The sequence below is a fragment of the Variimorphobacter sp. HTMS_6 genome (assembly GCF_059717775.1).
Genome location: NZ_AP046094.1, coordinates 3,797,509 through 3,809,635, shown reverse-complemented (window position 1 = coordinate 3,809,635; position 12,127 = coordinate 3,797,509). Strand labels below are relative to the sequence as shown.

Below are 12,127 nucleotides of genomic sequence, written 5' to 3'. Positions count from 1 at the left end.
GATATCCTCCTTTTTTATACTTCAATTGAAACTATCTTATCAATGATCAAAAATGCAGCTAAGTAGAATGCCAGCATTACTGTCATAACCATAAAGCCTATCAGATTATTATATAGGGGATCCAGAAAGCCTGGAGATGTTGCTGCCAGATAGCATAGAATAAACAGTGGAATTCCCTTCATTACATTGGCCTCCAACCGTTTAGCAGAAATGAGTGTTATGATTTCTCTTTTTACTTCAATTTTGTCATTAATAATTAAGTTGGTTGTTTTAATAACATTAATCAGATCTCCACCTGATCTCTTGGCTGTGTTAAAAACCTCCGCGAAACTCTTGATGTCATCAATTCCAGTCCGATCACCAAAATCTCTAAAAGCCTCTTCGACGGTAATATTCATTCGTATCTGATTAACGATATAGTTAAACTCACTGATTATCATCGAGTCCTGGTCATATAACAATCTTAAATCCTTACATGCCTGTTCAAACGCATTTTCAGTAGAATACCCTGCCTCCAGGGCTGCTGATAGAGCGGCAATACCGTCACGAAATTCTAGGTTCAACTTCCACTTTCTATTATTTACAACCGAATTTCTTTTCAATATTCTAAAATAATAGATGATTGGTGATAGAATAATCACCCCGACAATATTTCGATAGAATAAAATCCCTAGAATCAGTACGATTATCGCACCCATCATAGAATAGATTATTTCTTCCTTCTTAGTAAATTGATACTTATTGTAATCCCGAATCAATATAAGTCTCCTTTCTCATTAATCCGGCACGTAAAAGCTTGTCATTATTCTGAAGATTATTCGAGTGGGTTAGGGAACCTATCACCTGTCCTTCCTTCTCGCCTATCTCTTCAAATACGTAAATTGGATTCATCATGATCTCGCCATCAATACAATCAAGTACCTCTGTTACCTCAAGTACTCTTCTGGATCGGTCTCTTAGCCTACCCAGATGAACAATAATATCAATGGCAGAGGCTATTTGCTTACGAACAGCGAGTAGAGGGATCTCAGTACCCATTAGGACTAAAGACTCCAATCGGCTTAACATATCAGTGGGTGAATTCGCATGTCCGGTTGATAATGATCCATCATGCCCGGTATTTAAAGCCTGCAGCATATCAATTGCTGCCGCATCACGAACCTCTCCAACAATAATTCGATCGGGTCGCATCCGAAGAGAAGTCTTTATTAAATCACGAATAGTAATCTCATTGCTTCCCTCCGAATTAGCGTTCCGGACCTCTAGGCGGACAAGATTGGATATATTACGAATCTGAAGCTCCGCAGAGTCCTCAATCGTAATAATTCTTTCGCCCGAGGGGATAAAATTAGATAAGACATTTAGAAATGTAGTTTTTCCTGAACCCGTTCCCCCACTTATGAATATATTATAGCCAGCTATTACAAGCTGCTTCAAAAATGAGGCTACCTCTTCGGTTATGGATTCAAGTCGAACTAATTGCTCCATGGTAATTGGATTGCTTGGGAATTTCCTTATCGTTATAATCGGACCTTCCAAAGCAATGGGAGGAAGTACTACATTAACACGAGAACCATCTGATAGCCTGGAATCTACAATAGGACTCGCTTCATTGATGATACGATTGGATTGGGATACGATTTGCTGTACTACGTCCTCTAGTTTCTGTACTGTTTCAAACTTTCTTGTACTCTGAAGTATCTGACCACCTTTTTCATAGAAGATATTGTTTGTTCCATTCACCATGATTTCGGTAATAGAACTATCCTCAATGAATTCCTGTAAGATATCAAGCCTACGAATCGAGTTGAAGATCTCTCTTCTCAGAGATAGCTTATCTTGAATACTGATATATGTTTCCCTGCTATAGCTTAGGATTTCTCGGTCGATCATCTCCAATATTTCTTTGTCATCTATATCTCGACATAGGTCAACATCTTCCAGAACCTTTTGTCTGAGTATATCCTTATAATGATGCACCTCTACCTCCTAGGTACAGGAATTCAGATACTCCTTAGTTCTTTCCCACGCATAACTTTGGGACAGCTCCTGAATCGTTATCGGTAGCTTAGGACTTCTGTCATCCTTTTGTAATGTTATAAATTGATACTTATCAGATTGATAAGATAATCCGATTCGCTCCATTTGGCTATACCACTCTTTTAGACACGCTCTTTCATACTCGCTATCCAGTGATAGGACCAATACCGAGTCACTCAGATTCAATAACTCCATCATTGCCTCCGAGCCAAAGCTTACATAAAATATCGCTTTTTCATAATCTGTCTTATCTCGAATTGCTTCAACGAGGGTGCTGATATCTTCTTTACTTATGGACAATAAATCGGAGCAGTGGTGAATTCCTGTTAGATAATGAACCGAGTGATTTATATTCAAAAGTGGAAACGATTGTTCTAAAGAATGAAATCTTGAAGTAATGTTATCACTCTCTTTTAGGTAATAAATCAAGTCAGATAGATTATGGTTTTGATGGTTTATATGGGATAAAAATGGAATGGGGAATAGATCAAACAAAGTAAATAATGTTTTACTTTGCTCCGACCTCATGGCGCTTAGTGACCATGCAAAAGATAATGTTTCTAATTGGGGAATAGATGTAACAATTGATAGAATTGTGGTATCACCAGACTTACGTGCTTGTGGGTGTTCCTCTTTTTGTGATGTGATAGTAAGAACCTGCTTTAGTATCTGTTTTACGGATTGGTATTTTAATATGCCTTGATATTGATTTTCACCTTCCGGTCGTTGATGATCCGTTAATTGAAATATATATCTTATGTGCTCTGTCATCAAGTCTTCAAGGGTCGTGTTATCTCCAAACAGTAACACTTCTATGGGATGTGAAATAGCATACTGTTTTACAGTATCGATGGATGTAAATACAACTATATTAAATTCGGGGATTTCTGTTTTTGAGAAATACTCCATAAAACGGGTAGCATAACCTACATCTGAATCATAAAGTGCGAGAATTTTATCCAATGCTATTCTCCTTTTTGAATATAATGTGTTTGGGGAAATTCATAACAAAGAAATTGCAAAAAACGATACCTCGTGTGACAACGAGTTGGAAAAGTAATAGAACATCTCATGTACTTCAATTGAGTTACATTTATTTCTATATTTTTTAATAATATTACATTATTCAATTTATCTTGTCAATAAACGATATGGGTAATTGCAGAACTTTGTAATTTTTATACATATTTTGTCTGATTTATCAAACAAATTGCACGAAACAACCCCCAAACCTTAGCTTACTCAGCTATGATTTGGGGGTTATCTCTCCTCCGGGCTTCTCGTACGATCTATTATAATATATGATCAACTATAAGTGTAATAGGCTGCCAAGCCATAAAGCATGATAAAACCGGGCAGGCCAAGAAAGGAATTCGTCAAAACCGTAGCAGCATTGATGCCTACATTAACCTGTATCCCATTACTTTTTAGAACGAAATCCAGAAGATAGATTCCTGCCGTACCAATAAAGGTACGCAAAAACGCATTCACTATCATTTCCGGTTTATGTTTAACTAGACTAATAACAATAAATATTACGCAGACAACTATGATGCCGAGGAATACTTTACTTTCCGTTCCCATGTGTCCACCCCCCTATCAAGATACGACCTAATACATTTATATACAAGTCCATCCATTTTATGTTATTTAAAAGAATAAATGGAAATATTTTTGACTATACTATTAATATATTCTTATAAGGTTGGTGAGATCGTGCTGGTATTCGCGAAAAAGAAAGTTCCGAAAGATAATTATCTGATAGACGAAATTAACAAGACAAAGATTGCAATGGAAGCAGCATACTCAAATTTCCAAAATGTAATTGACCCCGATTTGATCGACAGTTGTATTTATGAACTTAATGCTGTTCAAAACAGGTACAAGTTCTTACTAAGGCAGGCAAAGGAAACCGATACTAATTTTGGATAATGGTAAATCACAAAAAAACTGTCCCACTTATGAGATGATCCTACGATTACTCGTGGTTTCATTCTCATCCTTGGGACAGTTTTTTATCTTATGTACAGGTATGTCATTCGTACATTCTTATATTATTCTTTTGTATTTAAAATCTTTCGTATATTAAAATCTTATGTGTTTTAAAATCTTTAGTAAATTTAAATCTTTGGTTCTTTAAAGTCTTTAGTATATTAAAGTCTTTGGTAAGCTATTTGGGATGGAAATCTCCGCACCATACATATACATCTTTTGTACCTTTGATTTCTTTTGTTAATTACATTCCTAGGTATCTTTAAAATCTTTTGTAAGTCATTGTTGAATCTCTTTCGTAAATTAACACTTCTTCGGTACTTTTGATTCGTTTGTAATTTGTAATGCTTCTTTGGTAGTGGCTTATTTATGCAATAAACCCACGGTTTCCATTGGAGGGATTGATATAAGTTTCATTCAATGTTCCCTTCCCGTAGGTTAAGCCCGCATAGAGCTGTTGTGTGTTGCGCATCATTGGACCGCTATTGTCTTCTTTACTAACTTCTTCAAAACCAATAAGCAGTTTCTTAATTACCTCTTCTGCACTGTCCAGAGAAACCGGGTTTCTCTTCATGATGGCTGTTATGATTCTTTTGTTAATATATAGGTAAAGACTAACCAAATCATAAGAAATATTATAATGATAGTCTAAACTGGCCATTAATTCATTCACGTATTTTTGAGCTTTTTTTAATTCCTTCTCAAATGTTACTAAATCTTCTTTATGATACGCTTCTTTTGCTTCATCAAGCTCCGTTAATATCATCTCGTAAAGTATTACGATGAGTTCACTTCTTGATGCCTGCGTCACTCTTGCTGTAAAAGCCTGGATTGCTTCTTTTTTCATGAATAACCTCCACTAACCGCTTCTGTCTCGAGACTTATCCTTTTTACTGCTGTAAAAGAGTTAAGATAGACTGAGGTCTCTGATTTGCCTGTGCCAGCATCGATGTTCCTGCTTGAGCCAATACGTTCTTCTGTGTATATTCTGCCATCTCAGAAGCCATATCCACGTCTTCAATACGGGATAATGACTCAGTTAAGTTTTCTGAAGTCGTATCGAGATTTGAGATGGAATGCTCCAGACGATTCTGGTAAGCGCCTAGCTTAGAGCGAATTGCAGATACTTGATTAATTGCATAATCCAAAAGGGATATTGCATTCTGTGCACCCTCTGCCGTAGCGATATTGATCTTATCGATACCAAGTGTCTCCGGATCAACCTTAGGAATACGAACTGACATTGTCTGTCCTTCATTTGCACCAATCTGAAGATCCATCGGGCCTGCATCCAGTACGGATATTGTAACTGTTGTGTCAGGTCCTGCTGTATTAATAGTTTGTGCGGTTGTTGTTGTTCCGTTATACACAGCATCATTAAATACTGTCCCACAAGTACCCGGCTTTACTTCTGTTACCATGGAGAAATTATTTCTATCCGATAACGCAATTTTATTACCTGTGATGGAAAGTGTTGTTGTATTCGTAAATTGTGAACCGGTTCCCAGTACTAAGGATGCCTTTGCATCAATGCCGTTCGTAGTAACTTTAGCAGCGGATAAACCAAGCTTTGTTGCTAATGCCGCATTATCTGTGAAGATTTCTATCTTTTGACTTGAACCGTAGTCTTGGGATGCAAACCCCAAACGAGTACCGGTTGCCCATGCTGTTGTTGCATATCCTGCAGGTCCTGTGCTACCGGAAGCTGCTGTTGCTGAGGTTGCAAATACATCAACCCCAACAGTATCGCCGGCATCAATGATTTTCTTGAATATATCATCATAGGTATCGGTTGCTTTGATTTCTATGGTTTCTCCATTAAGATTAATGGTTCCTTCTTCTCCAATTGTAGTCGTTCCACCAAAAGCAGAGGTGTTACCTATAAATACCGCTTGTCTTGCATCTTCCTCAACTTTTATCTTATAATCACCGATCGGTACATCATCTGAGGAGGATACCAATTTTACATTGTTGTTACTGGAAAATGATTTTCTATCAATATTACCATCTAATAATGTCATGGTGTTGAATTCTGTTGTTTTTGAGATTCTTGTTATCTCCTGATTCAGCTGATTGATTTCCGACTGGATTGCACCACGATCTTCTGTTGTATAGGTACCGTTTGAAGATTGTACCGCCAGTTCTCTCATTCTTTGGAGCATGCTACTAACTTCATTCAAAGCACCTTCTGCTGTCTGAATAACCGAGATACCATCGGAAGCATTTCTGGATGCCTGATCAAGACCTGCGATCTGAGTTTTCATCTTATGAGAAATTGCCATACCTGCAGAATCATCTGCTGCACTGTTGATACGGTATCCGGAGGATAATTTCTCCAAACTCTTGTCTAATAATTTGTTGGTCTTTCCTAATTGGTTATTTGCTTTTAAAGCTGCGATATTATGATTAATTCTCACTGTGTTTCACCTTTTCCCTTTCTGATCGAATCCATCTACCCTCCGTGAATTGATGGTTCTACATAAAAGTTTATTCTATGATCAGCAACCTCCATGTGGCCGATTTAATCTCATTTAGGAAACTGCTTTATCAAAAGCTGTTTCACTGTTTTCTGCCATTCGTACTGTTTGAACGACCGCTTTTGCGATTCGATACAGAATTCTTTCTGTATCTGTAGATATGCTTGTACCATTTCCATCAGCATCTACATTCCCATAGCTGTAAGTATCATTGTCTCTTTGCAATACCCCGTAATCAATATGTTTTATCGTTACGTTCTGCTCTTGTGCGGCATTTTCTATCGCGCCCATATTCTGTCTCAAGCAATCCAAACCATCCTTCTTATCACTACCGAGGAAGCCCATTATTTTATCTTCCTTTAACATGAATTCTGCTTTCACATTCCCAAGTTGCTCTGAGGCTAGAGATACGGATACCTTTCCGCTTTCCTTCGCTCCCCGCTGTATGGTCAAGTTCATATTCGTAATACCATTCTTGGTTTCAATCGGTATCTGATAGAATTCTCTGTGGGCTAATTCTTTTGCAAATGTTATCTGCTGCCCGATACTTTTTAACTGCGCTAGCTTACCGCTATCAATCTGTTCACCTGAACAAGCTTGAACCACTGCGCTCTTCGCCTGGGTATCTAGTTGTTCGTATGCTTGTTTCATTGATTGGCTGTCGATTAGTTTATCGGATAAATCGTCAGGATTCTTTATATCATTTTCGGATTTTTCGACTTTTCTTTCTTTTTCCAAATTAAGAAACTTTTTAACCGCGGATTCTCCATTGCTTAATATCTGACTTGTCATCATCATATTAGCCGGTGTACTTGGCATTCTAAAGTCCTTTAAAAACCGAATGGACTGCTCTGCATTTTTACATATCTCGCGAAGTTCATTAATCTTGGCTGTATAGTCACCTTCCGCAGATCTATCTCCGTTCTGGCGAAGCTGATCGATCAACTTTTCAGGTGACATATTCTTAATGCTATCCCATACCCCATTATCCCCGGATAAAATCGGTGCTGCGGTAGTGGATTTTCCTTTTTGCATACCCGAATGTGCCATTTTGCTTACAACATCCATTAACCCGGCTGGAGATAATTCATCCTTTAGCTGCTTTAATACGCGGTCAGCATATTCTATCTGCTCTTCCACAGACAGCCCGGTACCTTGCTGTTCCGGTTGTTTCTTGGCACCCTCCCCGTTAAACGAGCTTAATTGGGACGAGATGCTCTCCTTATTCTGCGTGATGCTTTGGAGTGTTCCGAACTCATCATTGATTACTGCATCCAGGCTTCCCTTTTTATTCGTTTGAATTGCAGTTAGTAGGTTATTTAATGTTACCTCACGATTCGCTTTCACCACAGAGCCAACAACTGCTCCATCTGATTTTTCTATATTATATAGAAGCCTGTAGATCCCGATATAGGCTTTTCTCTCCTCTTCGGTTATGCCGTTTTGCTTCTCCAATTTATTTAGGTATACGCTATATTTGTCCTCCGCGTTAATCCCCTGTTCCTCTTTCAACTGATCAATTGTCCTATTTAAATCCGTAATCGTCATATCAAGAGGGTTTATTCCCTGCTTTATCATATGAACCGTTACTGCAGGGTTAAGATTTTGCATAAGGCTTGTTACCTGTTGGTCATATGCCTTAACCTGATTAACAGAGCTTTCTGTAATCTCCATCTGATTGTATCCGAGGATGCGAACCGCTCTTTGATTTAGCTGTGTATCTTCCAGTCCCATTTGAGCCAGTAGTTCACTCACATTACCAAATGCCTTTCGAATAGAATCACCATATTCAGCGTTTGGAACGGTAGCTAATAACTCATAAGCATTTCCGGCTTTAGCATACTCTGACTGCAGCTTACTTCCTTCTGATAATAACCCTGGTATCGTTTGTGTCGCACGATTTGCTAAGGTACTTCCAAGTACAGCACTCGGCATATTTCGGAGCGTTTCCATACTGTTCGAAGTATCTCTTAATATCTGAACAGCAAAATCACTTGATTCCACGTCACTCTCTTGAAGAACCTTCTGATAATATTGCTCCTCAATACGACGAAGTTCGTCCACTACCTTTTCCAGGCTCTGCGTATCAACATCTATCCCTTTTTTCTCAAGTTGTCTGGCAGCATCCAGTGTCATCTTCAGTCGTATCTCTTCCATCTGCCTTTTTGCTTTTGCTTCTTCATATTCCTTAGATGTAATCTCCTGAGGTTGATTGCTCTGATCCTGCACTGTTGCTTGTTTTGTATCTTCATCGGAAGGTATCGTTACATCCTTCTCAGCACCATTATCATCTTTCTTAACGGAGGATAGTCCTTCCTGTATCGTCTTTAATCGATTTATGGTGAGCTCGTCACCGTCTTGAACAGCCTTTGATATAGCCTCATCACTAATTGATTGGACATCATCAACCAATTGCTTTGCATTACCCGCGCTTCCCTCCACCAAAGAGACATCTTTAGGGTCTATACCCTCTTTCATCCCTTCCACCATCTTATTTAATATGGTGTTATCGTCTGAATTTTCTTTCATCTGATCAAGACTTTTCTTATATGTAAAGGTCTGCTCTGTCAATGGAAGATTATTTTCAATTAACCATCTCGCATCCTTTAGGCTGCTCTCATTCACTTCATACCCCGCGGATTTTATCACATCCTCCACCTGACCCTGAAGCTCCTTCCAGGTATCCTCAGATAATGACTGGGTGCTGTTTTTATTTACCGCTGTTTGACTGTAATTTGCTTTATATATATTTTCAATAGAAGGGACTGAATTCGTGGATATCAGATATTTCATGGATTTATCATTCATTCCCTGTATTGAAGAGGTCAATTCCATTGCTTTGGTTAACGCCGCTACATTGTCCGGGGTTGTTGGTAAGTTATTATCTTTTAATACCTTCTCAAACCCTTTCACATCATTTCCTTGATGATCATTAGCTTGCTCCTGTTGCACTCCCTTTTCTTGTCTTTTAATTCTTTTTAAAGCCCTATGTAACGCGCTAATTGTATAATCCTCTATTTTGTAACCGGCGCTTTCTAGCTTGGTACAATCCTGTTCCGTTATCAAGGCTTGCAGTTTGTTCAATTTATTCTTCGTCTGATTAATGTCAGCTTCTTTTTCTGATTTATCTGCATTCTTTTTCTTCTGTTCAAGTACGGATTCCCAATCCGAATCTTTTTTTAAGACTGCTTTAAAAGTAGTGCCGGCTGCACTTAGTGTTTCATTTAGTACACGAAGCTCTATCTCTTTACCATTTGCCTTTACTACTTCAAACTTTTTCACATCACCGGGTTTTACATCACCCAGCACTCTATTTGAGGTAGTCACTTCCTGACCGTTAAAATTAAGCGTAATCTGATCACCCACAGACACAACCAGTCCAGCTATCTGCTGCCCATTTTTAAGTGAATTGATACCCTTATCCTTGTTACCCTGTTCTATTTTAAGTTGATTAATATTTGATTTATTTGTCTTAACTCCGGTTCCGTTATTTAATATATTGTTATATTTCATTCGAACACCTTTGCTTTCTGCATTCAATTAAGCGTTTTCATTATTCTTGCCTATGCTGTATATTTCGGCAAACCAATGACAAAACTTAACCTTTGTCCGCATTGTTGAGCGTAGGTAATATGATACAATTTTTATTTAAAAGTTAATTGTACTACTTCTTATCGTCCATTTTCTCGAATAAACATGAATTAAATAGCATTTTACATACTGGGAGAAGCTTATCCTCTTGATAAATGGCGAACAAGCAGATATCTTGTACATCCGGGTATTTCCCCTCGCCATAGGATGATCTTTCATGGTACATCATATTGTTATTGGAAATGATTAAGGAGGTCCTTATGATTAAAAAAAGATTCAAGCCCATTCTATTCCTCACTTTTCTGGTTTGTACTGCCTTAATCGCATTTGGTTGTGCTCACCAAACAAAACATCAGCTGATGCAGCATCAGTTTGATTCTTTTATGAATGATATCTTTATTCAAGAGGTTCAATCTGATACTCTATCTTTAAATTACTCCCTCGCACATCCTGAAAACTACGGTATTAATGAAAACACTGCGACTTTTGGAGAATATAGCCTGACCCAGATGAAAAAGGATTGGACAAATTCTGAAAATGAATTAAAAAAGCTTCAAAACTATAATTATAACAAACTTACTAAAAAGCAGAAGCTTACTTACGAAATCGTTAGAAGTTATTTGGAGCAACAAATCAAATTCAAGAAATATCCTTATTATTCAGAATGCTTAGGACCCACTACCGGAATACAGGCGCAGTTGCCCATCCTCCTGGCTGAGTTCAGCTTTAACGATAAACAGGACATCGAAGAATACTTAAACCTTTTGCCCTGTGTAAAGGATTATTTTGCAGATATCATTCAATACGAGAAGGAGAAATCAAAAAATGGGCTATTTATGAGTGATTCCGTGGCTAAGAGAATTATAGAGCAATGTAAAACATTTATAAAAAATCCTGAAAGTAATTTTTTAATAGGATATTTTAATGAGAAGGTTTCGAACTTTAAAGGGCTTTCACAAGATCAGATTAACTATTATAAAGAGCAAAATACAGAAGCAGTTTTATGCTATGTTATCCCTGCGTACCAGAATTTGGTTACCTCCCTTACGAATTTGTTAGGAACGGGAAAAAACAGTGCCGGTTTATATTATTATCCTAAGGGTAAGGATTATTATGAATGTCTTGCTCAGTCGAAGGTTGGCAGTAATGAGACGATGGATCAGATGATTCAGTTACTTAATTCCGGAATTAATCGCAATATGGCAGACTTGAATGCTTTAACAGAATCCGACCCAGATGTAATCGACAAATACCTGGACTTTAACTCCTTCCCAATTACTAACCCGAAGGATATTCTGAAGGATTTAAAAAAGGATATCGCGAAAGATTTCCCTCCTGCCGTACCGGTTAACTGTAAGATTAAATATGTTCCCCCGTCATTGTCTGATTTTCTCAGTCCTGCTATGTACCTGGTTCCGCCGATTGATAACTTTAATAATAACAACATCTACATAAATGGAAATAATCAAAAAACACTCTCCATGATTTATACCACTGTAGCACATGAGGGATACCCCGGACACTTGTACCAATGCGTATACTTCCGTAATCAAAACCCGGCTCCGATCCGCAGTGTACTGGATTTTACCGGGTATGATGAGGGATGGGCCACTTATGTTGAGCTATATTCCTACCACCTGGCAGGAATCGATGATAAGCTAGCCGACTTTTTGGAGTACAATAATATCATTGTCCTCTGCATGTACGCTCGTGCAGATATTGGCATCCATTATCAAGGTTGGAAAAAAGCGGATGTGGTTACATTTATCAAGCAGTATATTAATGATGATAGCGCCGCGGAACAGATTTATGATACCCTTCTTGAGGAACCTGCAATCTATCTTCCTTATGCTGTCGGTTACCTTCAGATGGATGATTTAAGAAATGATGCAGAAAGTGCATTGGGCGATAAATTTGTTGCAAAAGACTTCCATCAGTTCCTTCTGGATATCGGCCCTGCACAGTTTGAAATCATTAAAGAACATATGAATGAATGGGTCAAAAACATCAAGAAATAATTGCTAAAT

The 12,127-nt window shown here is 38.0% G+C and carries 9 protein-coding genes; 2 read left to right on the top strand and 7 right to left on the bottom strand.

Features of this window, described 5'->3' with window-relative positions; genetic code table 11:
* Positions 1-14: 14 nt before the first annotated feature.
* From AC6IWN_RS17175 to AC6IWN_RS17160, 4 genes are all read right to left on the bottom strand, one after another.
* Entirely contained in the window at positions 15-758 is a 744-nt protein-coding gene (locus AC6IWN_RS17175) for a type II secretion system F family protein (protein WP_497989081.1), read from the bottom strand.
* The gene (locus AC6IWN_RS17170) at positions 739-1,980 is read right to left on the bottom strand and encodes a TadA family conjugal transfer-associated ATPase (RefSeq protein ID WP_497989079.1); all 1,242 of its coding nucleotides are present in this window, start codon (positions 1,978-1,980) and stop codon (positions 739-741) included. The genes AC6IWN_RS17175 and AC6IWN_RS17170 overlap by 20 nt, the downstream gene beginning before the upstream one ends.
* A gap of 9 nt (positions 1,981-1,989) precedes the next feature.
* The gene (locus AC6IWN_RS17165) at positions 1,990-3,003 is read right to left on the bottom strand and encodes a hypothetical protein (protein WP_497989077.1); all 1,014 of its coding nucleotides are present in this window, start codon (positions 3,001-3,003) and stop codon (positions 1,990-1,992) included.
* 342 nt (positions 3,004-3,345) lie between these two features.
* Entirely contained in the window at positions 3,346-3,624 is a 279-nt protein-coding gene (locus tag AC6IWN_RS17160) for a pro-sigmaK processing inhibitor BofA family protein (protein ID WP_497989076.1), read from the bottom strand.
* Positions 3,625-3,714: 90 nt separating this feature from the next.
* Here AC6IWN_RS17160 and AC6IWN_RS17155 point away from each other — a divergent pair, with 90 nt between their 5' ends.
* Positions 3,715-3,972 carry a YaaL family protein gene (locus AC6IWN_RS17155; RefSeq protein ID WP_497989075.1) on the top strand — a complete coding sequence of 86 codons (258 nt, stop codon included), beginning with the start codon at positions 3,715-3,717 and terminating at the stop codon, positions 3,970-3,972.
* 427 nt (positions 3,973-4,399) lie between these two features.
* Here the strand turns inward: AC6IWN_RS17155 and AC6IWN_RS17150 are convergent, their stop codons facing one another.
* The 3 genes from AC6IWN_RS17150 to AC6IWN_RS17140 all read right to left on the bottom strand — a co-directional run bounded on the left by AC6IWN_RS17150 (position 4,400) and on the right by AC6IWN_RS17140 (position 10,022).
* Positions 4,400-4,879, bottom strand: coding sequence for a flagellar export chaperone FliS (locus AC6IWN_RS17150; RefSeq protein WP_497989074.1), 480 nt, complete (start codon positions 4,877-4,879; stop codon positions 4,400-4,402).
* A gap of 43 nt (positions 4,880-4,922) precedes the next feature.
* Positions 4,923-6,449 (bottom strand): flagellin N-terminal helical domain-containing protein, encoded by a 1,527-nt coding sequence (locus AC6IWN_RS17145; RefSeq protein WP_497989072.1) that lies wholly within the window; start codon positions 6,447-6,449, stop codon positions 4,923-4,925.
* Positions 6,450-6,563: 114 nt separating this feature from the next.
* Positions 6,564-10,022 (bottom strand): DUF6240 domain-containing protein, encoded by a 3,459-nt coding sequence (locus AC6IWN_RS17140; RefSeq protein ID WP_497989070.1) that lies wholly within the window; start codon positions 10,020-10,022, stop codon positions 6,564-6,566.
* Between the two features lie 338 nt (positions 10,023-10,360).
* On the opposite strand from AC6IWN_RS17140, the gene AC6IWN_RS17135 reads away from it, so the two are divergent.
* On the top strand, positions 10,361-12,118 hold the full coding sequence (locus AC6IWN_RS17135) for a DUF885 domain-containing protein (protein ID WP_497989069.1): 1,758 nt from the start codon (positions 10,361-10,363) through the stop codon (positions 12,116-12,118).
* Positions 12,119-12,127: the final 9 nt, after the last annotated feature.

What these genes read in the sequence shown, in the direction of transcription:
- AC6IWN_RS17140 (WP_497989070.1), bottom strand. Translation starts at nt 10,022, where the DNA reads ATGAAATATAACAATATATTAAATAACGGAACCGGAGTTAAGACAAAT.
- AC6IWN_RS17135 (WP_497989069.1), top strand. Translation starts at nt 10,361, where the DNA reads ATGATTAAAAAAAGATTCAAGCCCATTCTATTCCTCACTTTTCTGGTT.
- AC6IWN_RS17160 (WP_497989076.1), bottom strand. Translation starts at nt 3,624, where the DNA reads ATGGGAACGGAAAGTAAAGTATTCCTCGGCATCATAGTTGTCTGCGTA.
- AC6IWN_RS17150 (WP_497989074.1), bottom strand. Translation starts at nt 4,879, where the DNA reads ATGAAAAAAGAAGCAATCCAGGCTTTTACAGCAAGAGTGACGCAGGCA.